We start from the raw sequence: 24,348 nt of genomic DNA, 5'->3' as shown, positions 1-24,348 counted from the left end.
AAATAAAAAAGAAAAAATAATCCATTATAATTTATTTTATTCTTCTACCATTAACTTTTTTGTTTTGCCATGAGTATTTTCTCATTCTTTTATTTGGATATCCGCAAGCAGCACATCTCTTCTTCCTTACATGGTAAGCTCTTCTTCCGCATCTTCTACATCTTATATGATATGAACCTTTGTTTCTTTTACCCATTGATGGAGTACCTTTTGACATAATTTATCACCTTAAAATCCTTGATTTGTGTTTTATTCTCTTTTTATTATTATAAAAACATTGATTGAGATAATAGCAGATTATGCTATTTAAACTTTACCTTTACTTAACTCTTATTGCATCCAAGTTCATTGGCACATAAGTTTGTTTTTTAAACAATCTTCTCACAGTATCTGCAAAATCTAAGCACTTACTCTCCTCTCCATGAACCATAATGATTTTTTCTGGTGATGGCTTCAACCTTCTAATATATTTAATTAACTGCTTTCTATCACTATGTCCAGAAAATCCTTCAATTGTATAAACTTGTAGATTGATTGGAATTGATTTCGTCTTTCCATTTCTTGTTGTTATTGGAATTTCTTTCCAGCCTCTCTGCACTTTCCTACCCAAAGTTCCCTCTGCTTGGTAACCAACAAATATTATTGCATTTTTCTCATCAGGGGCTAAGTGTTTTAGATATTCAACACTCGGCCCTCCAGTAAGCATTCCAGATGTAGCTAAGATTACACATGGCTCATCGCTATCGATAACTCTTCTCCTTTCATTTGTGCTTCCAACTCTCTTAAATACCTCAGACAAGAATGGATTATCTCCTTCATGGAATATCTTCTGCCTCATTTCTTTTGACAAATACTCTGGATATGCAGTGTGTATAGCAGTAGCCTCCCAAATCATCCCATCTAAATACACTGGGGCATTAAATATTCCTTGGTTATATCCTTCTTCCAAGACAAGCATCAGCTCTTGAGCTCTTCCTACACCAAATACTGGGATTAAAACTTTTCCTCCTTTATCTGTTGTTTCGCTAACCACTCTTAACAATTCTCTCTCTGCCTCTTCCCTCTCTGGCAAAACATCATCATAAGCCCCATAAGTAGATTCAATAATCAACGTCTCTAATCTTGGAAATTGGCAAACAGCTGGCTCTAACAATCTTGATGTCTCAAACTTGATATCCCCAGTGTATGCTAAATTATACAATCCTTCTCCTATATGTAAATGGGCAATAGCTGAGCCAAGAACATGCCCTGCATTATGTAGAGTTAATTTTATTGTAGGGCTTATATCTGTTGTAACTCCATAATCAATTGGTATTGTATGCTTAACACACGTTTTTATATCTTTTGATGTGTAAGGGACTTCTTTACCTTCTTTTTTAGCAATCTCTAAATAATCTTTTTGTAATAAAGTCATTAAATCTCTTGTGGGTCTCGTGCAATAGACAGGGCCATCATAGCCGTATCTAAACAAACCAGGGACAAAACCACAATGGTCTAAATGGGCATGAGTAACTATAACAGCATCTAAATCTTCAATTGAGAATTCTGGAGCATCAAAGTGAGGAAATGCCTTATCTTCACATGCTACATTAATACCACAATCAATTAAAACCCTTGTATCTGGTGTTTGAACATATAAACAAGACCTTCCAACTTCTCTTGCTCCTCCTAAGAAAGATACTCTTATCCAATAGTCCCCCCTAACAACTATATCCCTATGTATTCTTCTTCCAATTCTTCTTAAAATTTCTTTAACTTCATTTCTTTCTCTATAAAGTGTAGCTCTAATTGCTTTAATTGTCTCTGATTGTATTGGTGGAGTTCTCACTGGCTTAGGTGCCCATCTTATTGCTTTTTTAATCATCTCCAATGTTTTTCCTTCTTTACCTATAACTAACCCAGGTTTCTTTGATTCTATTATAACCTCCCCAGTGTTTGCATCAAAAACAAAGTTTGTTATCTCTGCTTCTTCAGGAACAATCTCTAAAATTTTCTTTTTAGCTATTTCTGGCTCAACTAAAACAGATGGGTCTGGTCTTATGGATATTCTTTTTCTCAAATCCTTAGCAAGGTTTTTAATAATCTCATTTGTAAAAATTTCTGGATTTTTTACATAGACAACTACTTCAGGGCCTTCAAACTGAACATCAACTATCTTCGCCTCTTTTGGTGATTTCTTTATTATCTCTCTCTTTATGTTTTCTAAAACTTCCTCTGCTGACAAAATAATCCTCCTCCTTAACTTTTAAAATCTCTGCGTGTTTTAAATTGAAAATTTTGATAATATGCATGTAATTGTTACGAAAAAATGTTGAAATTAAAAATATAGTATAAAATAGAAATTTAGTGAATTAAATGGAAATTTTATATCCTTTTATTTTTTCTTAAAATTTTAATCTTTTTAACTTAAATTTCAATAATTTTTAGTTATTTAGTTTATAGTTTATTAGTTTTATTTGCTCTTTCTTCTACCTCTCTTCGTGGTTTTTTTCTTAGATTTAGCTTTCATACCATCTAAGATTTTTTCAATTTCTTCATCTTCAAATATTTTAACTCCTTCTTTTGTTATAACAGCTAAGGATATGCCGTTTCCAGAGAATGTATCTCTCTCCATTGCTGATTTTAATGCATTTATAGCTAACTTTATTCCTTCTTCAACTGACATCTCCCTATCATATCCAGCTTCTAAAACCCCATAGGCTATAGGGGAGCCTGAACCTGTTGCAGTGAATGTTTTCTCTTCATTCATTCCCCCTAATGGGTCTAATGAAAATAATTTAGCCCCTTCTAATAAATCATATCCTCCAATAATTATTTGAGTTAAAAAAGGGAAAACTCTACTTGAGTGTAATATATTACTTAATAGGGTAGCACATGCCAATGGAGGGATATTTCTCCCAGTTCTCATTTTATATAGTTTTGCCTCGGCAGTTAATAGCCTAACTATCGCTTGGGCATCTCCAACACTTCCTGCAATGGTCATTGCTATGTAATCATCTATCTTATATAATTTTTTTGCCTCTTTGTCAGCTACTAAATTGCCTAATGATGCTCTCTTGTCAGTTGCTAAAATTACTGCATCATCGCAGATTAAACCAACGGTTGTTGTCCCTTTCATTACATCCATTCTTTCACCTTAAGTGTCTATTTCTTCTTTTGATAATTGATTTTTCAAGTTTTAATAGTTTTTCTTCAATGTCGTCTATTCTTGTATTTAGGTTTTCATTTATTTTTTCAAGTTCTTCTAATGTTAGCTTTTGTAACTTTAACATTAATCCTCCATAGGTTGCTATCTTCTCTAATTGTAAAGCAGTTAAGTATTTATAATAACTATCTATACTGCAGACGTAGCCATCATAATCTTCAATCTCTATCTTCTCAACGTCTGCGTTTTCTGGCTTATGCCTTTTAATATACTCAATAAACAGAGATACCTTATCCTCTTCATCATCAATTAATACTTCAACAGCTTTTTTATCACCAATAATTAAATTATCAGCATAAAACCTTTTTATATCAAAAAGTCCTGCAACTTTTAATAAAAACGGCCTATAGCCAACATCATGCACCTCTCCAAATATTAAAATTCTCTTTTTAGGCATTGTTATTCACCTTAAAATTAAAGGGGATTTTATTTATTCTTCATTTTAGATTTCAGATTCTTTTAATCAAACTTTATGAACTGTATCTCCTTCTTATAGATGTCAAATATCATTTCTGATGTCGTTACCCCCTTCTATAATAAAATAAAACAGTTAAATGCAAAATATCAAAAGGTGTTTAATATGTCTTAGCTATTGCTATATATTTATTACCTTTATATTCTGTCTCCCCTAAAATAGTTGCTTCTACTTTCTCTTCAAGTTCTTCATTGTATATTTCTTCCTTAAATGGAATTAAGATAACCCCCCTCTTTTCAGATAGTATTTTTTTAATTTCATCAGGATTTATATCTTCAAGGGTAGTTATAAAGTTTTCGAATTTTTCCCATGCTCTATTCTTAATGTTTTCCATAATATTATTTAAAGTTTTTTCTATTACCTCCTCTAACTGTGTTTCATCTACCTGGAATTTCTCCATTGTATCTCTTCTAAATAGTGTTATCTTTTTATTCTCAATATCTTTCGGTCCTATTTCAATTCTCAATGGAACACCTTTTATCTCCCAATCGTTGAACTTTCTTCCAGGCCTTATATCTCTATCATCAATATAAACCCTATATTTGCCTTTTAATTTTTCATACAACTCTTTAGCTTTTTCCATTACAACTTCTTCCTTTCCTTTAAATATTAATGGAACTATAACTATCTGTATCGGAGCTACTATCGGTGGCAAAATCAGCCCTTTCTCATCTCCATGTATTGCTATAATTGAAGCTATAACTCTATCAGAGATTCCATAACATGTTTGATAGGCATAATCTTTACCTCCAGTTGGTGTTTCAAATAAAATCTCAAAAGTCTTTGAGAAGTTTTGCCCTAAATTATGGACAGTTGCTATTTGCATTACTCTCCCATCTGGAAATATGGTATCAAAAGCCATTGTGTATTCTGCTCCAGGGAATTTATCCCACTCTGGTCTTTTTGAGATTAAGTATGGAATGCCCAAAGTGTCAAAGAATTTTTTATAGATAGATATAGCTTGTTTTACCTGCTCTTCAGCCTCTTCTTTTGTTGAATGAGCAGTGTGAGCTTCTTTAAATGTCATTATCTCTCTTAATCTAATTAAAGGCCTTGTGTGCTTTGTTTCATATCTAAATGTATTAACTATCTGATAAACTTTTATTGGTAAATCAGTATGAACTTTAACCCAAAGCTTCATCATGTAATAGATTGGTGTTTCTGAAGTGGGTCTTAAAGCTAATTTAACATCTAACGGTGTTTTTCCTCCATGAGTTACCCAATAAACCTCATCCTCAAATCCTTTTATATGTTCTGCCTCCTTAGCTAACAAATCTTCTGGGATTAGCATTGGGAATAATGTTTCATCATGCCCACTCTCATCTAATAGCTTTCTTATTATTTCAAATGTATATCTCCTAATTTTAAATCCGTAAGGGAGGTAAACTCCACAACCTTTTATTGGATACCTAACATCATAAATTTCAGCTTTTTCTAATATATCGGAATACCACTCTGAAAATTCCAAGCTATCACCTTTATTAATAAATTTAATTAATTTCTATTTAAAATGATAGTTAGTTATTTAAAGTTTTTTGTGGTGAGTTTTATGTTAGCCATTGCCATAAAGCCAAGCAAAATAGATGAGGATATTGTAGAGTTTGGAAGGTTTGTTGAGAAGTATTTTGATTATTACATTATAGATGCTGAAAATGTAGCTATAGTTGATGAAGATATTTTAGAAGGGTTAGAAAAGATATCTAAGGTTGTTATGACAGTTCAAGCTAAGAAAGAAGATGCTTTTAAATTGTTAGAGCTTTATGCATCTTATGATTTTGATTTGTGTGTTGTTTTAGGAAATAAGCAATATTTAAGTGATAGGGAGAGAAGATTCAGCAACAATAGAATTTTAGATGTTGTTAGAGAGGCTATTGGGTATGGCAAAGATGTTTGGGTGGGGACTGAAGGAGTAGAGAGTTTAGTTAAAGATATTATTGAGGAATACAACCTTATATCTTATTATTTATATGGGCAGAAATGCAATATAAACTCAAAGAAAGCTGTATATGTCCCATTTGCTACAAAGATTGATGAGAATGTGTTGAAATCTATGAAGGGTTATTTAAATAGAAGGAGGAATTATAAAGGAAATTGGAGAGATTTTATATTGTCTTTAGAGGATAGAGAAGTTTTAAAAAGAATTAAAGATAATAATGATATAGTTGTTGGTTATCCAATTATTCTAAATAAAGAAGAGATATTGAATTTTATAAAGGGGTCTGTCCAATGTGAGCGTTGGTGAGTAAATGCCTCACATTGGACTTGGGCGTCATCAGCCTCTTAATAGAAACCTCTGCCCCTGTCGTGGGGATCCCAGCTCCACCCATCAATTTGACAATTAGTTGGCTGCTTTAATATTTTTAAAAGAGGTTTAGGGTGGCTTGGGGTTAATTAGATTGACACTATAAACTACGCGTAAAAATAATATATAAACATTTCGAAAACTCAATACTCCCATACACTCACAAATACTCACAAAAAACTAAACAGTTTAAAACGGCATTTGGTATATAAACATTTATACTGCAAAATAAAACAACTTTACAAATGCTTTTTTAACTTTTTCTTTGGCTATCTCTTTCTCACTACATGATTTAGCATTAATTTCTTCTTCTATTGCTTTACTTAGTTCTTTAAAAAGCTCACTTGGGACTTTTGGATACTCTGAACTTACCACCTCTGCTAAATTCTTTGCAGTTTTTAAATCATTAATAATGTAAAAAAACATAATTCTTACTAAAGATTGAGTAAATTCAACAATTTTATTCCAAGCAAGCTTTTTATATTCGTTGTAATCTTCTTTATTCCCATTTAAAAAACTGTTATACATTTCTTCAACTTCAATTTTATTTTTATTAATATTATTAACACTTGGAAACATGCTCAAATCATAATCTCTTAACATCTCTATAATTTCCTTTAAATCTTTAAGTTTATATCCTAAAATCCAGCTTAGTCCATAAAATAATGTTTTAGCTGTATTATCTAAATATAAATAATCGTAAAGGTCTTTTTTTATCGTTATTGTCAAATTCTTTGTTAATATAGTGAATATAAGATATCTAGCACATGTGCGTGCAAGAGTTTCGTTATTAATTTTAACTTCATACTTTTTACATAAATTCCAGAGTTTTTCAAAATTACATGTTTTATTTTCAATAATAAAATCAAAACTGTAAGACTTTAGGACGTTTATTTTTCCAATAAAATTAAGAGCAATTAATTCATTAGTAAGAGTCTCTGAAAGTTTGACACATTTTCTGAAAAACTTTTCAGATTCTTCTAAGTTTAAATAAAGGTTTGCACGAGCTAAATAATAATAAATATCTCCTTTCCACACATTTACTAAATGTCTAAATATTTCCTCAGCATGACCTCCAAAAGGTCTAAAAATCTCATCCATACTTTCTTTAAATGTTAAATTATCTAATGTATCAATAAGATTGCTTAACACATTATTTAACATATTGATAGTATCTATATTAACGACTCTCCTATTATAAGTTCCAATTTCATAAATTTCAATTCGAGCTTTTGTCATCAAAAATTTTATTTCTGCCAATATCTTTAAATCACTATTATTAATATCCTTTAAAATATTTTCAGCTTGTTTTATACACCAATCTCCATCTTCTATAAAATTGTTCAATTTTAAACCATATGCTAAACTGGAATATATCCAAACTTTCCATAAAGAAATGACATCATCTCCCTTAATATCTAAAAATTTGATAACTTTCTTAAAGATTTCTTTATGATAATTTTCATTTTCAAATAAATTTCTACCAAATTCTGCTAAAGTCCTTGCAAACCTTAAAGTATGAAGTAAAGTTTCTCTATCTTTAGTCATTTCATTCTTATTTTCTTCCCACATATCCATTACAATTTGTAAAAATTCTAATACGACTCTTGGTAAATAAGCTAAGGCCGATCCACACCATATAAACGCAGATTTTGGTTTTATAATCCCTTTACCAAATAACCACTTTATGTTATCTAAACTAAATAATATCATTCTGTCTGTAAATTCTCCCAATTCTTCATATTCTTTATCTAAAATATCCAATAAAACTTCCCTTATAATCTTTAAATCTTCTTCTATTTCCTCTCCATTTTCATGAAAATCACATAATGCATCTATAAAAACATTAAATTTCTTCCAATGGTTTTTTACCCTATAAACTTTCCTCTTAGTATGATTCCCATCTTTTATCAATTCTTCTTCATAATCCTCTAACATCCAATAATATTCGCCCTTACGGGGACTAGCCTTACCACTAAATCTACTTTTAATTCTTTCATCCTCACAAAACATTTTAAGCTCATCTTCAGCCAAATCATTAATTATCAAAGCTATATAGCATGGATTCTTCTCAATCAATTTTTCATAAATCTCATAAAGCCCACTAAATCTCAACATTTTATTAGACTCAATCATCTTTCTTTTCTCATCTTCATCTTCATATTTTGCAATCTCAGACCAAGAGTAATATCTTTCAGCCTCAGCAATTCTTTTCATGTCTTCGGCAGAGAATCCCATTTCAAGCATATACAAAGCTATACATATAGTTCCAGCAGATGCCCTATATATCAAGTCCAAAGCTTCATCAAACTCCATATTTAGCTTTTCCCCAATTATTTTAGCAGAGTAGTTATTAGCCTCCAATAGCTTTATAAACTCTTCCTTTTCAGCAGAATCTATTAGAAAAATCCTTTTTCTTAAATCAACATCAAAAAAGTCATTAGCACCTTTAAACAGCACATCATTTAAATCTAAACCTTTATGTTTATTGCTTAAAAATTTTACAATCTTTAAATATCTCTTAAATCCTTCATCACTGCTATCGTCAATCCTCTTAACGAATAAAATCTTAATTTCTTTATCTCTCAAAAACTTAACAAATTCTTTAAGCTCATACTCATTAAAGTCTGCTAAGTCATCCACTATTATTACAACATCCTCTTTAATTTTAGGTTCTCTTTTCATCAATTCCCTAACTGACTTTATAACAGAACTGCCAGCCACTCCAACAGTCATAAGCATAGACAACTCTAAAAGAAGATAAAACAAATCACTATTTTCATTATTCTTTAAAAACTCCTCTATTTTTGATTTAACCCCAACAGATCCTAAGGTATCAATAAACTCCTTACCAAAAACACTTTCAACCCATTCATAAATTTTATCTACAATTTCTTTAGCTTCATCACTTGAAGATTTTATTTTAAGCTTTATATTTTCAATATGTTCAAGTTTTTCAAGTTTTTTACCAGTAAATTTTTCTAATAATCTGCCAATTTTTCCAAGATATGTTCCTTCAATTGCCTTAGCTATTGCATAAGCTAAAACTTCAGCCTCATCTCCTTTCCCACTCCAAACATGTTTTAAAGATATGCATCTAATCTCTTCCTCTTCATCTCTTGTAACTTTAAATTTAATGGTTTTTGACTCTTCATCGGATGTTAGATAAACAACTTTAACTCCTTCTCTCCTTAGCTTTGTATAAATGTATCTTGCAGTGGTAGTTTTACCCATTCCAGCCAAGCCCAAGATACAAGCTGAGCCATAATTGTTTAAAGCATTGATTAAATCATCTTCAAAACCTCTTTTAACATACCATTTCATCTCCATTTTTAACACCATTACTTAAAAGAGGCAGTGTGTGGTTATATTAAGATTTAAAGATTAATACAATAAATATCTTTCGATATTTAATTATTAATAGTAAAAAAAGAGATTACAGAGATTTTATAACAATCTTTTTATAGCATTCCAGACTAAAAAACTCTGAGGCTTTAAAGTTCCTTCAATAGGATTTAAAAATAAGATATTTCTTTTAATTAAAAGCTCCCTAATCTTTTTATTTATTGTTATATCTTCAACCTCATAATTTTCCTTAAATATTTTTAATGCATCAACAACTTTTTTATAAAGCTCTTCATCTTCCTCCTTAACATCCTCTAAGAAGTATTTTAGTTTTTGAGTGGCATCCTTAAGCATAAAATCTAAAATCTCATCTAAGCTTTCATATCTTAAGCTGTTAATAACTGTTTCTATTAATATTGGCTTCCCTCCAACATAGCTATAAATAAGTTCCTTCTCATCATCAGAGAGTCTTCTATTTAAAATTTCTTCAGCTAAAAAATCCATAAACTTTAAAGCATGTTCTTTATCAAAATCATCCACCAAGATATAACTTGCTCTATTCTCCAACATTGCTTCATTATAAACCTTCTCTATGAATAAACTATCTGATGATAGGCAGAAGACATGACATAAGTGTAACTCTTTAGTTAAATCGACAAAATAATTAAACAACTCATAGATTAAGAATCCATTTATTTTTAAATCTCCAATCTTTTGCAGTTCATCTATAATTAAAATTGGTTGTTTTTCTTCTTTTTTAATATCCATTAATACTTTAGTTATATACTTAAAGACATTTTTAGTAGTCTTCTTTTTTAGAATTTCCTCTAATGTATTTTTTGGTGTTGGAATGCCACATAGAGAAGGAACATCTTTTATTAAACTCTTTATAATTTCAATAGGCTTTTTATCATCCTCATACTCCTCAAACAAGACCTCAATAAAATCATCATATTTAGAAATAAAAATTCCTCTAAGATTTATATAAAACACAACATACTTATCCCTATTTAACCTATTATTAATAATCTCATTTATTAAGGCAGTTTTACCACTATTTATAGAGCCATAGATAAAATAAATCAAATTTGGCTCTCCCTCAATAATAGACAAAATCTTATGAATCTCCTTCTCCCTATCAAAAAACTTCATAAAAAACCACCAATATCTTATTAATATTTTAAAAGTCTTAAAAATAAAAAAGTATTTAAAATCACTTCTGCCCAAACATCTCCTGCTTCTCCTCCTCAGTTAATAAAGCAACTATCTCCTCTGGCTTACCAACTTTAATTAACTTACCATTTCTCATCAATCCAGCTCTATCACAGACATTCAAAACAAAGTCCATGTCGTGTGAAACAATAATATATGTTTGCTCCAGCTCAGCCCTTGATTTATGGATTGATTCAGCAACGGTATTTCTTGTTATTGGGTCCATTGTTCCTGTTGGTTCATCTAAGATAACAACCCTTGGCTCTTTTATTAAAACTTGTGCTAAAGCACATCTATGCCTTTCTCCAACACTCAATTCATGAGGATACTTATCTAAAATTTCCTCTGCCTCTTCTTCACTAAATCCTACTGACACTAATGTATAAACCGCCTTCATCCTTGCAAATTCATCTGGAAGCTCTAAACCTATAGCCTCTGTTAAGTTTTGCAGTATAGTTCTGTGTGGATAGAGGGCATATTCTTGGAATAATATACCAATATATCTCTTAGCCCTTCCTCTTCCCATAGGGCCGGGTTTGGTCATATCAACCCATTCATCTCCAACTCTAAACCAATACTTACCTTTTGATGGAGGAAGAACTCCAGCGATAATCTTTGCTAATGTTGTTTTTCCAGCACCACTTGTTCCTACTAAACCGAAGATTTCCATCTCTCTAATATTTAAGGTTACACCATCAACTGCTTTGACAACTCCTCTTTCAACAGAACAGTAGTGTTTTGAGATATTTTCTAACTTTATAATATCTTCTTTAATCTCTACACCTATTTCTGGTTTCTTAAACTCTTTAACTGTTTCCATGAATTTATTAACAACTTCCTCTGAAGTTCCTTCCATTATAATTTCTCCCTTATCTAACCAGATTGCTTTCTCCGTTAGCTCAGCAATAACCTCTGGCCAGTGAGATGTTAAAATTAAGCTTATCTTATTCTTAATAACAAGGTCTTTTAAGGCAGAATGAACCAATTTAGCAGTTTGAGGGTCTAAAGTCCCAGTTGGTTCATCAGCTAAAAATATAAACGGCTCTTTAGCTATTTGTCTTGCTAAAACAACTCTCTGCTTTTCCCCTCCACTTAAATCTCTCGCAATGTGTGTTATTCTATGCTCTAACTTAACCATTTTAATTAACTTTACTGCCAAATCAATTGCCTCTTTTCCTTCATAACCTGCTTGATGTAAAGCCTCTAAGATATTTTCAAGAACAGTTTTTTCCCCATATAAAGCGAAAGTTCTCTGAAGCATTATAGCAATTTTTCTTTTTAAATTGTAGGTGTATTTTTTGTCATTCCAAAAATCCACTTCTATTTTTTTTAGCTCATTTCCACATTTTTTACATGGGCTTCCAGCTTTTGAAGGGACATCAACATAGCCACATTTTTCACAGTAAGAGACGTGATAAATTATTTGTCCCTCAGTTGGCTCATAACCATCCATTCCCCTTAACATATGCAACAGAACTGATTTTCCAGCTCCACTCTTTCCCAAAATCCCTAATGACTCTCCTTCCTCTAATGTAAATGATATGTTTTTTAAAACTACCTTATCTCCAAATTTTTTTGTGACATTTTTAACTTCCAATAGTATCATAGCTCCTCCCTCCAAGTTCTACAGTGCTTTTTTATACCAAATCTATGCCTCATACAGAAACCACATTCTCTAATCTTATATTCTCCTCCTTCAATTACAATGGCTTTTCCATTTATTAATGCATCTGCAATCTTTTTCCTGCCCTCTGTCAATAAGCTCCACAACACTCTCCTTGAAATACCCATCAGCTTAGATGCCTCTTCTTGAGTGTAGTCGAGATAATCAACCAATCTAATTGCCTCTAACTCATCCACCCTTAATATAACTTTATCCACCTCTGTAAGAGAAGTTCCATGTGGTTTAAATATTCTAAATTTTGGTTCTTCAGATATAAACCTTGGAATCTTTGGTCTTCCTCTTCTACTCATATAATCTCCTCATTTTAAGGCATATTTACAATTATCCCTTCAATTGGAATCTCAATTATTGTATATTTACAATCAGCTAATTTTTCATCGATTAGCTTTTCAATTTCCATGAGTTTATTTTCACTGACAACTGTTCCAATCAACACAGCATTTTGTGCTAAATCGCTAACCGCTTTTATAGCCATTTCTGGGTCTTCATCCAACAAAAATCCCTGCCAATCTTGTGGGGACATCCCCTTATAATCGTATAAGAAAAATCCAGTAATTCCTCCTTCTGATAGAGCATTTATTGCCTTTCCAACATTTTCACTTTCAACGAATAAATACAACAGAATTTTCATCCATCCCACCTTTAAACCCTATGGACTTTAACTTTTAATATTGGAACCTTCATTACTGTCCATCTCTCATTGTTCATTTTTTCTTTTAATAGTTCTTCTATTTTTTTAGCTTTTTCCTCTTTAACCACAGTCCCAATAACGACAGCCCTATCTGACCCTTTCTCTATAATCTCATAAACTTTCTCAATATCCTCCAACTCCTCTTTACTTAAATTTTTAAATTTATCTGGGGACAATCCTCTATATTTATGTAAGAAAAATCCTGTAATTCCTGCTAAGGTCATGATATTTATTGCTTTGCCCACATTTTTCTCTTCAACAAACAATTTAAACAAAACTCTCTTTGTCATAATATCCCCCTTATGTGGAAAAGTTACATTTTAACTGTTAAACATATAGAATATAAAGTTTTTCATTTAGTTTTCCTAATACTATTATATATAAGTAGCAAAACAATAAATAATAATAGTTTTTTGAAATATTGTATTAGGGTGATTAAGTTTTGGGCTTGAAGTCTTTAATAATATTGGGGATATCACTAATTATATTATTACTTGTGGGGGCTAATATATCAAATTTTTTATATAAGTCCTTCTATGGAAAAGATATAAAAAACATATCAATCTATGTGGATGAAGACTCTATAAAAGAAATAAATCTAAAAATTGGTGAGTCTACTGAATCTTCTAATATTAGAATTCTAGTTGAGAGAATATACAAAACCCAGAAGGTTAAGGGAGTTATGGGTTTTAGAAAAATAAAAGATAACGAAACTTTTATTATAGTAAAAGTTAGAGTAGATAACCTAAGAGAAAATTCATCTTACTACATTTCAAATATGGACTTCTTTCTTATTGATGAAAATGGCAAAAAATATGACTGTGAAATGAATGTGCTTGATGTTAAGGATGCACTTACAATTACCACAATTCCTCCACATAGATATGTAGAGGGTTATATAATCTATAAAGTTCCAAAGAATATAAAAACAGTGAAAATAATCTATAACTTTAGAAATGTTCAAAATATTTTTGATTCCCACACAGCAATTTGGGAAATAAACATGTCTGATATTCCATATATTGAGGAATTTCCATAAAAATATTAAAAATATTAAAATCTCTTTTACTTCTTCAAAATCTCTGTCAGTAACTTTGGGATATCAGATATATTTTTTGCTACATAAGCTCCTGCTTCTTCTAAAGCCTTCATCTTACTTTCAGCAGTTCCTTTTCCTTTTTCAACTATAGCACCAGCATGCCCCATTCTTTTTCCTTCTGGAGCTGACTGCCCAGCAATATAACCAATAACTGGCTTTTTCATCTTTTTTATAAACTTAGATGCCTCTTCCTCTGCCCCTCCACCAATCTCTCCAATCATAACTATAGCCTCTGTTTCATCATCCTTTTCAAATAAATCTAAAACCTCTTTATATCTTAATCCAACTATTGGGTCTCCTCCAATCCCTACGCAAGTTGAAACTCCAAAACCAGCCTTTTTTATTTGATGAGCTATCTCATAAGTTAGTGTTCCACTTCTTGAAACCATTCCTACACTTCCTTCTTGTAAGACCTCCATTGGTATAATCCCCAATTTACCAACTTTTGGTGAGGCAATACCTGGTGTATTAGGCCCGATAATCTTAACTCCAACATCCTCAGCATAATTTACAAATTCCATGGTATCATGAACTGGGATGTGTTCGGTGATAACAACTATCAACTCAATCCCAGCATCTATTGCCTCAAAAACTGCATCTTTAGCAAATGGAGCTGGAACAAAAATCACTGACGCATTAGCATCTGTTTCTTCAACTGCCTCTTTAACTGTATCAAAAACGGGGACTCCATAAACTTCTTTTCCTCCTTTTCCTGGCGTAACTCCTCCAACGATTTTGGTTCCACAATCTAACATTTTCTTTGTATGGAAGCTTCCCTGCTTTCCAGTAATTCCTTGAACTATTGCTTTTGTATCCTCTGTTAGTAAAATCATTTTATCCCTCTGAAATCCTTTAAACCGTAAAATTTATATATCCCCTTTTACTTTTTATATGTGTCGTTGATGAGGGGGTGTGGTGTAGCCAGGTCTATCATCGGGGACTCCAGTTGCCTATAGGGCACTGGACTATGGCAGGAGAAATCCCTGGACCTGGGTTCAAATCCCAGCACCCCCACCATTTTTTAAATAACTTAGAATTTTTCTGATTTATTTTTCAATAATTAATTCATAGATTTGGATACATTTGTGAAAATAACTTCGATAGGTGTCGAAATTGGACGAACTTGATATAGTATTTAACAATATATTGATATTAAAAAAGTTTTATACAAACGACGAATGGAAAAATAAGCTGAATTCTTTAATAGATAGGATTATAAAAGCTAAAAAAATCTTTGTTTTTGGAGTAGGAAGGAGTGGATATATTGGAAGATGTTTTGCTATGAGATTAATGCATCTTGGCTTTAAATCATATTTTGTTGGAGAAACTACAACTCCCTCTTATGAAAAAGATGACTTACTGATTTTAATATCAGGTAGTGGAAGAACAGAGAGCGTTTTAACAGTGGCCAAAAAGGCAAAGGGTATAAATAATAATATTGTCGCAATTGTATGTGAATGTGGGAATATTATAGATTTTGCTGATTTAACAATTCCATTGGAAGTTAAAAAATCAAAATATTTACCAATGGGAACTACTTTTGAAGAAACAGCTTTAATATTTTTAGATTTAGTTATAGCTGAGCTTATGAAAAGGTTAAATTTAGATGAGAGCGAAATAATAAAAAGACATTGTAACTTGCTTTAAATATTTATTCTAAATCTTCAGCCTCAAATCTCTGAGCTGAAACATATTCCGTAACTTCTTTTTGATACTCATCTAATATTTTAATTATCTTTTTTAGTAATAGTAAGTTATCCAACATTATTCCAAATGTTCTCATCGTAAATACGCTTGCAGAAAACAATGCGTCTCTTGGATTTTCTTCTCCAAATGTTTCCATAATCCAATATTGGGCTCTTGGAGCTACACTTTTCCACATTTCAGTCAATCCAATAAATCCCTCAATTTCATGGTCTCTCTTTAAATTTGCTTTTACCTCTCTTATATAATTGTATAAATCGCTAAATGATTTTATATTAAACTTCTCAGCGAAACTTGTTGGAGAGCCATCTTTTTTTCTTAAAGAAAACTCCAATATAATTAATATCCTCCTCAATGACTTTTTGTCAATCCCAGAAATTTCAGACAACTTTTCTATAACCTCCATACTAATCCCTCCAATCTATGTATGTTATTGTATATCATAAACTATGATATATTATTCTCTAATAGTATATAAATTTTCCTATTTTTGGAATATAATTATATAAGTAACTGTAAAAATAAGAAAATTATTAAACTAAGAAACTAAATATGTGTAATAGACAATAATCTAAAACAATAACTTAAGGTGAAACTATGAAATTCGGATGGGTTAATGTTATTGGAGATAACTGGGAAGATAAAAAGGAAATTGTAAAAATGGCTTTGGAGTCATCAATTCCCGTGGTTGTTGCTGAACCAGAGGATATTGAAAAAATTAAAGAGCTTGGAAATATCAAAGTTGCATCTCATTCCTTAGATGCTGATATCGTTTTAATAAACAAAGATGACAATATAGAGTTTTTGAAAGAGGCAAAGAACTTAGGCAAAGAGACAGCTATATACATCCCAATAGAATCAAAGGAGGATGAAGAATTTGCCTCTGAAGTTGCAAGGTTTGGTTTTGTTGATAACATCATCTTAGAGGGAAGAGACTGGACAATTATTCCGTTAGAAAATTTAATAGCTGATTTGTTCCATAGAGATGTAAAGATTATAGCGAGCGTTAATTCAGTTGATGAAGCAAAGGTTGCTTATGAAATTTTGGAGAAAGGAACTGATGGAGTCCTCTTAAATCCAAAAAACTTGGAGGATATAAAGGAGTTATCTAAATTAATTGAAGAGATGAATAAAGAGAAAGTAGCCTTAGATGTGGCGACAATAACAAAGGTTGAGCCAATAGGTAGTGGAGACAGGGTTTGTATTGACACCTGCTCACTAATGGAGATTGGAGAGGGGATGTTAATTGGCTCCTACTCAAGGGCTTTATTCTTGGTGCATTCTGAAACAGTAGAAAACCCTTATGTAGCTACAAGGCCATTCAGAGTTAATGCCGGCCCTGTTCATGCATACATTTTATGCCCAGGAAATAAAACAAAGTATCTCAGTGAATTAAAGGCAGGAGATAAAGTTTTAATTGTTGATAAGGATGGAAATGCAAGAGAAGCTATAGTTGGCAGGGTAAAGATTGAGAAAAGGCCTTTAGTGTTAATTGAAGCAGAATATAAGGGAGATATAATTAGAACCATCCTACAGAACGCTGAGACAATAAGATTAGTTAATGAAAAAGGAGAGCCAATATCTGTTGTTGATTTAAAACCTGGAGATAAGGTTTTAATAAAGCCAGAGGAATATGCGAGGCATTTTGGAATGGCAATAAAAGAGACAATTATTGAAAAATAAAAAATAAATTATTTGTTATCATATAAATGCTGTATTCCTTCTGTATCTGCTCCATACTTCAACAATAATTTAACAACATCTTGTAGAAGGTAGTCTTCTGCAACCATTATTGGAGAAATGCCAGAGTTATCCCTAATATTAACATCTGCACCACTCTCAATCAATAATTTTGCTATTTCTACATGTTTCATCTCTATTGCTGTCATTAGTGGAGTCCTGCTGTTTTAAACTGTTTAGTTTTTTGTGAGTATTTGTGAGTGTACGGGAGTGTTGAGTTTTCGAAATGTTTATATATTATTTTTATGCATAGTTTATAATGCCACTCCAATTAACTCTAAATTTTCCTAAACCTCTTTTAAAAATATTAAAGCAGCCGACCAATTGTCAAATTGGTGGGTGGAGCTGGGGTCCCCACGACAGGGGCAGAGGTTTCTATTAAGAGGCTGATGACGCCCAAGTCCAATGTGAGGCATTTACTCACCAACGCTCACATTGGACAGACCCCCAATCTATTCCTTACATTCAAATCAGCTCCATTTTCAATTAATAATTTAACAACTTCAATATGATTTCCTACAACAGCAGCTTGTAAAGGAGTGCCTCCAAATCTGTTTTTGGCATTGACATTTGCTCCTTTTTTTATAAGCTCTTTTACTTTTTCAACGTCTCCCTCCTGACATGCCATTATTAACTCAGCATCCAAATCCATTATATCACCATATTTGAATACATAATTTAATTTACGTCATTGGAAAATATTCATGGCAATATTTTACTAAATTCGTAATTGTAATAAGGATGCTAAATATATAAAAACCTTTCGGAAGTAGGTAAGTTAATTCCTTATGACTTCTGTCCCAACCCTCGAACTAAAGATTTTTATAAAATGCCTAAACACTAAAATTATTAAAACAGAAATCTATGGGATATCATGGAAATAAAGATTGGTAAAGTTGAAAAAAAATTAAACAGCATTATTGAGGAAGAAGGAGCTGTTTATTTAACCCTATTGGACCCAGAGGAAGAGAATATAGAAGAGATAGCTGAAAACGTTAAGGACTATGCAGATGCAATAATGGTTGGAGGAAGTATTGGGATAGTTAATTTAGATGAAGCAGTTAAAAAAATAAAAAAGCTAACTAAATTGCCAATAATTCTGTTTCCGGGAAATGTTGATGGATTATCAAGATATGCCGATGCAGTCTTTTACATGAGCTTAATGAACTCAACAAACACATATTGGGTAGTAACTGCCCCAACGTTGGGGGCTATAACAATTCTAAAGTATGGTTTAGAACCAATTCCAATGGCATATCTCTGCATAGAGCCAGCTAAAAAAACAGCCGTTGGTTATGTTGGTGAGATAAGGGAAATTCCTCAAAACAAACCAAAGATAACTGCAATGTATTGTTTATCAGCAAAGTTCTTTGGAATGAGATGGGCATACTTAGAGGCGGGAAGTGGAGCAGAGTATCCTATAAACAATGAAACAATAGCTTTATCAAAAAAACTCTCTGGGATTAATATAATTGTTGGTGGAGGGATTAGAAAGCCGGAAATTGCTTATGAGAAGGTCTTGGCTGGGGCTGATGCTATAGTTACCGGTAATTTGTTGGAAGAGAATCCTAAAGCTGTTGAGATGATGTATGACGCAATTAAAAAAGCTGGAAGAGAAAAGTTGAAGAAACAGTAAAATTCTAAACAAAAAATAAAATAGTTTTTTAAAATTTAAAAAATATATTATGAAATATTGAAAATCTGGAGGGGCAGTATGGCTGTTGCCTATGCTAAATTATATGAGTTAATCCTTAAAAAAATTAAGGATGAGAAGACAGAGTTATTGAAACTTAAGAGAGGTCGGTTATGAGAAAAGCTAAGAGGCATTATCGAGCGAAGCGAGATAATGCATCATGTTTTGATGAAACTTTTTTAAAAAGTTTCGCTAAAGAATTTTATGATGTAATTGTTGAGTTAGTAAGGGAGGGCAAAATAGAGGTTAAGACAGAGGTTAAGGAAGAGTTGAAAGATGAATTAGCTACTAAAAAGGATTTAGAATTATTAGGGGAGAGAATTTTAAGGTATGTTGATGAAAAGTTTCACTACTTAGATAAAAAAATAGATGAAAGGTTCTATAAATTGGATAAAAAAATGACTATTGGATTCGTGATATTAATATTGCTTTATATAATAACAAATCCAAACGCTATTGAGTTAATAAAGTTGTTATTTGGATTAAAATAAAGATTCATCTATCTCTTTTTTATCTTTTTTGCAACAAATCCAATGTATGATGCAAAATGTTTTAAAAAACTTCTATAAATAAACTTATCCAATGGAGAGTTTGTTATATTAGCTCCAAACGTATAAATTACTTCAAAACCCTCTTTTCTTAATGCATTTTCAACCTCTCCAATGCTATAGAATCTTGTTTTTACCTTTATCTTCTCTCCGTCAATAATTTTTGTTATTGTTCCTTTTCTTTTCTTTAGGGCATTTTTTACCTTCTTAAAATCTCCTCTTAAGATGTTTTTTAAAATCCATTTTATGTCGTAGATGTTTGCTATAGTAAATATAAAAACTCCATCATCCTTTAAAACCCTATTAACCTCTCTCAAAGCCCTCTTTAAGTTGCAATGATTTAAAGCTCCAAAAAATGATATTGCCTTATCAAAACTCTTATTTTTGAATGGGAGAAATTCAGCATTTGCAACAACAACAGGTTTGTTTGTCTTATGTTTTGCCATCTTAGCCATTTCTATAGATATATCTAAACCAACTGCTTTATTTAATAGCTTTAACTGCTCTCCAGTCCCACAACCAATATCTAAGACAAAATCATCATCTTTAATCTCCTTCTTTATAATCTCTCTTTCCACAACTCTCATATACTTGTTTTTATATAATTTATCATAGTTCTTAGCTAATTTGTCATAATACTCTTTAATGCCCATGTTCTCACGGTGGAAATTATGATAACTGTAGCAACAGCTGAATGCTTTACACATGCGAATATCGGCTTAACTATACACAAAGCCGCCGCTGGTTATGAAAACTTTGAGTTCAAATATCTATTTAGTGATGAGAATTTAAAATTGGTTAAGAATGTTAAAGTCTTAACTGCTATGTTTGTTCCTTCTATTATTGCCGCTGAAAAACTCTTAGATATAAAACTCCCAGAGCCGGATTATGCCTATAGATATGCAAAGGCTTACAGTGAAGAGAAAGATTTAGAGGTTGCTAAGTTAATGGCTGAAGCTTTAAAGAAAAAGCTCAACGTTAATATAGCTATCGGCTCTACTGCTGGAGTTGGAAGAGGGGCTATTTGTATAATAACCGATAACAACTGCCATTTATTCACTTCAGATGTATATGCCAACCTAATTACTTTTGAAAATGTCAAAGAAAGACAGAAAAATGGCATTGAGAAGGGAATAAAAAAGTTTTTGGAGATTTTAAAAAAAGAGTATTTTTAAATCTTTTTAGCTCTATACTCGGTTATATAATACTTCAATATCCCAGCATTTAACAGCCAAGTGTTTATAACATCAGCAATTAAAGCTAAGATTAAAACCTCTGCTATATTTGCCAATATATCAGCTACTGGAATGAAGAGTTTTACAACAATCAATAAGATTAGCATTGCAGTGATTGTTGTTAATGTCATAGTTAAACCAGTTTTCATTGCCTCTTTAACAGTTTCATCAAAACTCTTTGTTAATCTTTTTAAAACTCTTGTTGTTAGCAATATATCTGAATCTACGCTATAACCAATAACCATTAATAGAGCCGCTATTGTTGCTGAGGAAAGCTCAATATTAAACAAACTCATAGCCCCCAGAGCCATAATTATATCTGAAAGTGCAGATAGTATAATAGCCCCGCTTGGCACTGGATTTCTGAAATATAGATAAACAACCACTGCCATAAATATAAATGCAAATCCAACGGCCTTAAATCCTTCCTCAAAGAATTTTTGACTTAATGTTGCTCCAATTGTTTTTTCAGAATAATCTAACTTATCTAAGCTATCCACATGGAAAAATTCCTTAATTTTCTGCTTTACAAAATCTACATCTTCATTTTTGCATCTAATTACTATATAATAGCCATTAGCTGATTCTATTTTTTTTACTTCAGCTTTTCCATTGAGTAATTCCTTTAAAGAAGTGATGTCAATATCTTTATCTACTTTAATTGTTATTTCTGTCCCCCCAGTTATATCTACACTTTTTGGAATTCCTTTAAAACCAATTAACAAAATTGAAAGTATAAGAAGGGTTATTGGGATAGCCACTGCCAATCTACAATCTTTTATCATTTCTTCCAACCCCTTTAGTGTTTTACTATTGAGACAAATTTTTTATATATGGCAAAGTGATATAAATAATAATACCCCCAATATCAAGGTGATATTCATTAAACCCAAAAAAATTTTAGTGTTTTTATTTTTATTCTTCTTATTTGCAAATGTGTCTTTGGCATATTCCATCGAAAAAATGTATATTGAGTGTATAGTTAATCCCGACGATACTATAAACGAAACAATAACCATGGTAATCTACAATAACGACAATAAAAATTTGAGTAGTATAACCTATACCATTCCTCAGAATGTCGAAAATTTCACAATAAACTCATCTGTAGATATTAAGGGATATAGTGCCTTATATAACGATGGTATTACTGAAATTGCCGTAGAATTTGGAAAACCAATTCCTCCAACTGAGTATGTAAATATAACATTCAAATGTTTAGTTACTGATGCAATTTGGACAAAAAACGATGTTAAGCAACTCATTATGAACTTTCCAATCTCAGCAAAAAACGCAACTATAAAGGTAGTTCTCCCTCCGGGGGCTGTTATATCTTCCCCCCAAGGAAATTTACTTGTAACTCCTCCAGGATATAAAATAACCACTGATGGGAAGCATCAAATCATAATTTGGGATTTATCATTAAATAAAGAAATAACTTTCACAATCACAGTCAAATATACTTTCGTAACCTATCCTTCACAAAATATAATTGAACAACCAAATATTAGCAATAGCAACAATTTAAAATACTATCTAATAGTTGCAATATTTGGAGTTGTATTATTTGGAGGGTTGTTTGTTAGAGAAAAAATTACTAAAAAGAAGCTTATAACTGGAATTGATAATATAAAAGATGAGTTAAATAATCTAAAAATTAAATTAAAAGAAAGAGAAGAAGAAATAGAAAAATTAACTACGAAGATAAAAGATTTAGAAGAGGAATTAAATAAAGCTAATAAAAACCTATTAAATAAAGATGAGATTATTGGAGTGTTAAATGAAAGAGTTTCAGAATATGAAAGCAAAATATTAAAACTTTTAGATGAGAATAGCACGTATAAAGAAAAGATAGAATCACTAAATAAATATATCGAAAAATTAAAGAAAGAAAATGATGAACTAAAAGATAAGGTTAGGGAATTAGATGAGATTGCAAAAAGATATATGGAAGAAAAAAGAGGAGTATTGTGGAGCTTCTTAACTGAAGATGAAAAACTTATAATTGATTTAATAAAAAAACATGGTCATATTACTCAAAAAGAAATCGTCGAAATTACTGGAATGAGTAAGCCAAAGGTTTCAAGGATTATTTCTGAATTGGAGGATAGAAAAATAATAATGAAAGAAAAAATAGGAAGAATCAACAAACTAACACTTACAGAAGAAAGTAAGAAGTTGCTGTAATTACCTAAAAAATATTTAGTAAAAGATTTTATTGGGTGGAAATATGAAAATACTCATTTCAGTATGTGGGGAGGGTTTTGGACATACAACAAGATGTATAGCAATTGGTGAAGCTTTAAAAGATGATTATCAAATAAGCTACATTGCTTACGGAAAAAGCAAAGATTTCATTGAAAAATGTGGATTTAAAGTTTTTGAGACATTTCCAGAGATAAAACTTAAAGGAAAAGATGGGAAATTTGATATAACTTCAAGTATATTTAATAAAGAATACAGCCCAAAAAAAGCCATTAGAAGAGAGATTAACATTATAAGGGAATATAATCCTGATTTAGTAATTTCTGACTGTAAATATAGCACAGTTGTAGCCGCAAAACTTTTAAAAAAGCCAGTTATTTGTATAAGTAATCAAAACTACACAAGATATAGATTAAAAACAGATTTAATCGTCTACCCAACAATGAAAGCACTAAATATGATAAATGAAAGGTGTGAGAAGTTTATAGTTCCTGACTTTCCTTTGCCTTATACTATATGTGAATATAACTTAAAAATTATAAAAAATATGGAGTTCATAGGCCCTTTAATTAGATACGATGTTGATAATGTTGATAATGATGGAGATTATATATTAAGTGTTATCGGTGGTTTTGAATATAGATACAAAATCCTTGAAGAACTTGGAAAGATTGCCTTAAAAAATAACTTGAATGTTAAACTTGTATGTGGAAGTTATGAGGTTGCTAAAAAACTAATGAGAGATTTAAACTTAAACTCCTATAAAAATGAAAACATTGATATAATCCCAATAACAACAAATATGAAAGAACTTATAAAAAACGCTGAACTTATTATATCTCATGGTGGGCATTCAACAATAATGGAAGCCCTATCATTTGGAAAACCATTAATAGTTATTCCAGATTTAGACCATCCAGAGCAGGGTAATAATGCTAAAAAAGTCCATGATTTGGGTTGTGGAATTGCCTTATCTTATAAAGAGTTATATAGATTGGAAGAAGCCATTTTCGACATAAGAAATATGAAAATGTATAAGAGAAATGCTTTAAAAATGAAAGAGCTTGCAAAAAAATACAATGGAAAGAAAAATATCAAGAAAATAATAGATGAATTTTTTGAGACAAGGGAGAATATAAGAAAATACTACTTAACTGATAGGATAGCCAACAAATTAATCAATAAGTTTAAGCTAAAGATTAGGTGAGAA

General features: G+C 31.3%; 24 protein-coding genes, 1 tRNA gene and 2 pseudogenes. 10 read left to right on the top strand and 17 right to left on the bottom strand.

Annotated features, from left to right (window positions below):
• Window positions 1–31 precede the first annotated feature (31 nt).
• From MFS40622_RS03515 to proS, 5 genes are all read right to left on the bottom strand, one after another.
• Complete coding sequence (locus tag MFS40622_RS03515; protein ID WP_012980299.1) at window positions 32–217, bottom strand: 50S ribosomal protein L37e; 186 nt, start codon at window positions 215–217, stop codon at window positions 32–34.
• 102 nt (window positions 218–319) lie between these two features.
• Window positions 320–2,224 (bottom strand): beta-CASP ribonuclease aCPSF1, encoded by a 1,905-nt coding sequence (locus MFS40622_RS03510; protein ID WP_012980298.1) that lies wholly within the window; start codon window positions 2,222–2,224, stop codon window positions 320–322.
• 228 nt (window positions 2,225–2,452) lie between these two features.
• Window positions 2,453–3,127 (bottom strand): archaeal proteasome endopeptidase complex subunit beta, encoded by a 675-nt coding sequence (gene psmB / locus MFS40622_RS03505; RefSeq protein WP_012980297.1) that lies wholly within the window; start codon window positions 3,125–3,127, stop codon window positions 2,453–2,455.
• Window positions 3,128–3,131: 4 nt separating this feature from the next.
• Window positions 3,132–3,602, bottom strand: coding sequence for an acylphosphatase (locus MFS40622_RS03500; RefSeq protein WP_012980296.1), 471 nt, complete (start codon window positions 3,600–3,602; stop codon window positions 3,132–3,134).
• Window positions 3,603–3,780: 178 nt separating this feature from the next.
• The gene (gene proS / locus MFS40622_RS03495) at window positions 3,781–5,148 is read right to left on the bottom strand and encodes a proline--tRNA ligase (protein WP_012980295.1); all 1,368 of its coding nucleotides are present in this window, start codon (window positions 5,146–5,148) and stop codon (window positions 3,781–3,783) included.
• 81 nt (window positions 5,149–5,229) lie between these two features.
• On the opposite strand from proS, the gene MFS40622_RS03490 reads away from it, so the two are divergent.
• Complete coding sequence (locus MFS40622_RS03490) at window positions 5,230–5,922, top strand: hypothetical protein (RefSeq protein WP_012980294.1); 693 nt, start codon at window positions 5,230–5,232, stop codon at window positions 5,920–5,922.
• 276 nt (window positions 5,923–6,198) lie between these two features.
• Here MFS40622_RS03490 and MFS40622_RS03485 read toward each other — a convergent pair whose 3' ends face one another.
• From MFS40622_RS03485 to MFS40622_RS03460, 6 genes are all read right to left on the bottom strand, one after another.
• Window positions 6,199–9,312, bottom strand: coding sequence for a hypothetical protein (locus MFS40622_RS03485; RefSeq protein WP_048197447.1), 3,114 nt, complete (start codon window positions 9,310–9,312; stop codon window positions 6,199–6,201).
• Between the two features lie 117 nt (window positions 9,313–9,429).
• The gene (locus MFS40622_RS03480; protein ID WP_012980292.1) at window positions 9,430–10,479 is read right to left on the bottom strand and encodes an ATP-binding protein; all 1,050 of its coding nucleotides are present in this window, start codon (window positions 10,477–10,479) and stop codon (window positions 9,430–9,432) included.
• Between the two features lie 61 nt (window positions 10,480–10,540).
• Window positions 10,541–12,145 carry a methyl coenzyme M reductase system, component A2 gene (gene atwA, locus MFS40622_RS03475; RefSeq protein ID WP_012980291.1) on the bottom strand — a complete coding sequence of 535 codons (1,605 nt, stop codon included), beginning with the start codon at window positions 12,143–12,145 and terminating at the stop codon, window positions 10,541–10,543.
• Window positions 12,142–12,513, bottom strand: coding sequence for a DUF134 domain-containing protein (locus MFS40622_RS03470; RefSeq protein ID WP_012980290.1), 372 nt, complete (start codon window positions 12,511–12,513; stop codon window positions 12,142–12,144). Before MFS40622_RS03470 ends, atwA begins: the two co-directional genes overlap by 4 nt.
• Before the next feature lie 14 nt (window positions 12,514–12,527).
• Window positions 12,528–12,854 carry an MJ1244 family protein gene (locus MFS40622_RS03465; protein WP_012980289.1) on the bottom strand — a complete coding sequence of 109 codons (327 nt, stop codon included), beginning with the start codon at window positions 12,852–12,854 and terminating at the stop codon, window positions 12,528–12,530.
• An 11-nt stretch (window positions 12,855–12,865) separates the two neighbouring features.
• Entirely contained in the window at window positions 12,866–13,204 is a 339-nt protein-coding gene (locus MFS40622_RS03460; RefSeq protein ID WP_012980288.1) for an MJ1244 family protein, read from the bottom strand.
• A 158-nt stretch (window positions 13,205–13,362) separates the two neighbouring features.
• Between MFS40622_RS03460 and MFS40622_RS03455 the strand changes: the two genes are divergently transcribed.
• Window positions 13,363–13,953 carry a DUF4352 domain-containing protein gene (locus MFS40622_RS03455; RefSeq protein ID WP_232217826.1) on the top strand — a complete coding sequence of 197 codons (591 nt, stop codon included), beginning with the start codon at window positions 13,363–13,365 and terminating at the stop codon, window positions 13,951–13,953.
• A gap of 26 nt (window positions 13,954–13,979) precedes the next feature.
• Here the strand turns inward: MFS40622_RS03455 and sucD are convergent, their stop codons facing one another.
• Window positions 13,980–14,846: a succinate--CoA ligase subunit alpha gene (gene sucD, locus MFS40622_RS03450; RefSeq protein ID WP_012980286.1), complete on the bottom strand. Its 867-nt coding sequence runs from the start codon at window positions 14,844–14,846 to the stop codon at window positions 13,980–13,982.
• 73 nt (window positions 14,847–14,919) lie between these two features.
• Between sucD and MFS40622_RS03445 the strand changes: the two genes are divergently transcribed.
• Together MFS40622_RS03445 and hxlB are read left to right on the top strand one after the other, a co-directional pair.
• Window positions 14,920–15,030, top strand: a tRNA-Trp gene (locus MFS40622_RS03445).
• 87 nt (window positions 15,031–15,117) lie between these two features.
• A complete protein-coding gene (hxlB, locus tag MFS40622_RS03440) occupies window positions 15,118–15,660 on the top strand; it encodes a 6-phospho-3-hexuloisomerase (RefSeq protein WP_198003854.1) in 543 nt (180 codons plus the stop codon).
• Window positions 15,661–15,664: 4 nt separating this feature from the next.
• Here hxlB and MFS40622_RS03435 read toward each other — a convergent pair whose 3' ends face one another.
• Window positions 15,665–16,123, bottom strand: a complete 459-nt coding sequence (locus MFS40622_RS03435; RefSeq protein WP_012980284.1) for a hypothetical protein — start codon at window positions 16,121–16,123, stop codon at window positions 15,665–15,667.
• Window positions 16,124–16,314: 191 nt separating this feature from the next.
• Between MFS40622_RS03435 and MFS40622_RS03430 the strand changes: the two genes are divergently transcribed.
• Window positions 16,315–17,400: a 3-dehydroquinate synthase II gene (locus MFS40622_RS03430; protein WP_012980283.1), complete on the top strand. Its 1,086-nt coding sequence runs from the start codon at window positions 16,315–16,317 to the stop codon at window positions 17,398–17,400.
• Between the two features lie 8 nt (window positions 17,401–17,408).
• Here the strand turns inward: MFS40622_RS03430 and MFS40622_RS03425 are convergent.
• Together MFS40622_RS03425 and MFS40622_RS03420 are read right to left on the bottom strand one after the other, a co-directional pair.
• A pseudogene (locus MFS40622_RS03425) lies at window positions 17,409–17,609 on the bottom strand (ankyrin repeat domain-containing protein); the annotation flags it as partial.
• 278 nt (window positions 17,610–17,887) lie between these two features.
• Window positions 17,888–18,109 carry an ankyrin repeat domain-containing protein gene (locus MFS40622_RS03420; RefSeq protein WP_048197572.1) on the bottom strand — a complete coding sequence of 74 codons (222 nt, stop codon included), beginning with the start codon at window positions 18,107–18,109 and terminating at the stop codon, window positions 17,888–17,890.
• A 222-nt stretch (window positions 18,110–18,331) separates the two neighbouring features.
• On the opposite strand from MFS40622_RS03420, the gene MFS40622_RS03415 reads away from it, so the two are divergent.
• Both MFS40622_RS03415 and MFS40622_RS09450 read left to right on the top strand, forming a co-directional pair.
• Window positions 18,332–19,093, top strand: coding sequence for a geranylgeranylglyceryl/heptaprenylglyceryl phosphate synthase (locus MFS40622_RS03415; protein WP_012980282.1), 762 nt, complete (start codon window positions 18,332–18,334; stop codon window positions 19,091–19,093).
• Window positions 19,094–19,171: 78 nt separating this feature from the next.
• A pseudogene (locus MFS40622_RS09450) lies at window positions 19,172–19,641 on the top strand (hypothetical protein).
• An 8-nt stretch (window positions 19,642–19,649) separates the two neighbouring features.
• Here the strand turns inward: MFS40622_RS09450 and MFS40622_RS03405 are convergent.
• The gene (locus MFS40622_RS03405; RefSeq protein ID WP_012980279.1) at window positions 19,650–20,351 is read right to left on the bottom strand and encodes a class I SAM-dependent methyltransferase; all 702 of its coding nucleotides are present in this window, start codon (window positions 20,349–20,351) and stop codon (window positions 19,650–19,652) included.
• A gap of 18 nt (window positions 20,352–20,369) precedes the next feature.
• Between MFS40622_RS03405 and MFS40622_RS03400 the strand changes: the two genes are divergently transcribed.
• Complete coding sequence (locus MFS40622_RS03400) at window positions 20,370–20,873, top strand: UPF0254 family protein (protein ID WP_012980278.1); 504 nt, start codon at window positions 20,370–20,372, stop codon at window positions 20,871–20,873.
• On the opposite strand, the gene MFS40622_RS03395 is transcribed toward MFS40622_RS03400, so the two are convergent.
• Window positions 20,870–21,718: a protein translocase subunit SecF gene (locus MFS40622_RS03395; protein WP_012980277.1), complete on the bottom strand. Its 849-nt coding sequence runs from the start codon at window positions 21,716–21,718 to the stop codon at window positions 20,870–20,872. The genes MFS40622_RS03400 and MFS40622_RS03395 overlap by 4 nt on opposite strands.
• 151 nt (window positions 21,719–21,869) lie before the next feature.
• On the opposite strand from MFS40622_RS03395, the gene MFS40622_RS03390 reads away from it, so the two are divergent.
• Together MFS40622_RS03390 and MFS40622_RS03385 are read left to right on the top strand one after the other, a co-directional pair.
• On the top strand, window positions 21,870–23,120 hold the full coding sequence (locus MFS40622_RS03390; protein ID WP_232217825.1) for a winged helix-turn-helix transcriptional regulator: 1,251 nt from the start codon (window positions 21,870–21,872) through the stop codon (window positions 23,118–23,120).
• Window positions 23,121–23,163: 43 nt separating this feature from the next.
• Window positions 23,164–24,345 carry an MJ1255/VC2487 family glycosyltransferase gene (locus tag MFS40622_RS03385; RefSeq protein WP_012980275.1) on the top strand — a complete coding sequence of 394 codons (1,182 nt, stop codon included), beginning with the start codon at window positions 23,164–23,166 and terminating at the stop codon, window positions 24,343–24,345.
• Window positions 24,346–24,348 lie beyond the last annotated feature (3 nt).

It is taken from the genome of Methanocaldococcus sp. FS406-22 (assembly GCF_000025525.1).
GTDB lineage: Archaea > AGJL01 > Methanococci > Methanococcales > Methanocaldococcaceae > Methanocaldococcus.
Note: the sequence above shows the minus strand (reverse complement) of the source record. Positions and strands in the feature narration are given on the sequence as shown.

What these genes read in the sequence shown, in the direction of transcription:
- MFS40622_RS03515 (WP_012980299.1), bottom strand. Translation starts at nt 217, where the DNA reads ATGTCAAAAGGTACTCCATCAATGGGTAAAAGAAACAAAGGTTCATAT.
- psmB (WP_012980297.1), bottom strand. Translation starts at nt 3,127, where the DNA reads ATGGATGTAATGAAAGGGACAACAACCGTTGGTTTAATCTGCGATGAT.
- MFS40622_RS03500 (WP_012980296.1), bottom strand. Translation starts at nt 3,602, where the DNA reads ATGCCTAAAAAGAGAATTTTAATATTTGGAGAGGTGCATGATGTTGGC.
- MFS40622_RS03490 (WP_012980294.1), top strand. Translation starts at nt 5,230, where the DNA reads ATGTTAGCCATTGCCATAAAGCCAAGCAAAATAGATGAGGATATTGTA.
- MFS40622_RS03485 (WP_048197447.1), bottom strand. Translation starts at nt 9,312, where the DNA reads ATGGAGATGAAATGGTATGTTAAAAGAGGTTTTGAAGATGATTTAATC.
- MFS40622_RS03480 (WP_012980292.1), bottom strand. Translation starts at nt 10,479, where the DNA reads ATGAAGTTTTTTGATAGGGAGAAGGAGATTCATAAGATTTTGTCTATT.
- atwA (WP_012980291.1), bottom strand. Translation starts at nt 12,145, where the DNA reads ATGATACTATTGGAAGTTAAAAATGTCACAAAAAAATTTGGAGATAAG.
- MFS40622_RS03470 (WP_012980290.1), bottom strand. Translation starts at nt 12,513, where the DNA reads ATGAGTAGAAGAGGAAGACCAAAGATTCCAAGGTTTATATCTGAAGAA.
- MFS40622_RS03465 (WP_012980289.1), bottom strand. Translation starts at nt 12,854, where the DNA reads ATGAAAATTCTGTTGTATTTATTCGTTGAAAGTGAAAATGTTGGAAAG.
- MFS40622_RS03460 (WP_012980288.1), bottom strand. Translation starts at nt 13,204, where the DNA reads ATGACAAAGAGAGTTTTGTTTAAATTGTTTGTTGAAGAGAAAAATGTG.
- sucD (WP_012980286.1), bottom strand. Translation starts at nt 14,846, where the DNA reads ATGATTTTACTAACAGAGGATACAAAAGCAATAGTTCAAGGAATTACT.
- MFS40622_RS03435 (WP_012980284.1), bottom strand. Translation starts at nt 16,123, where the DNA reads ATGGAGGTTATAGAAAAGTTGTCTGAAATTTCTGGGATTGACAAAAAG.
- MFS40622_RS03430 (WP_012980283.1), top strand. Translation starts at nt 16,315, where the DNA reads ATGAAATTCGGATGGGTTAATGTTATTGGAGATAACTGGGAAGATAAA.
- MFS40622_RS03420 (WP_048197572.1), bottom strand. Translation starts at nt 18,109, where the DNA reads ATGGATTTGGATGCTGAGTTAATAATGGCATGTCAGGAGGGAGACGTT.
- MFS40622_RS03415 (WP_012980282.1), top strand. Translation starts at nt 18,332, where the DNA reads ATGGAAATAAAGATTGGTAAAGTTGAAAAAAAATTAAACAGCATTATT.
- MFS40622_RS03405 (WP_012980279.1), bottom strand. Translation starts at nt 20,351, where the DNA reads ATGGGCATTAAAGAGTATTATGACAAATTAGCTAAGAACTATGATAAA.
- MFS40622_RS03400 (WP_012980278.1), top strand. Translation starts at nt 20,370, where the DNA reads ATGATAACTGTAGCAACAGCTGAATGCTTTACACATGCGAATATCGGC.
- MFS40622_RS03395 (WP_012980277.1), bottom strand. Translation starts at nt 21,718, where the DNA reads ATGATAAAAGATTGTAGATTGGCAGTGGCTATCCCAATAACCCTTCTT.
- MFS40622_RS03385 (WP_012980275.1), top strand. Translation starts at nt 23,164, where the DNA reads ATGAAAATACTCATTTCAGTATGTGGGGAGGGTTTTGGACATACAACA.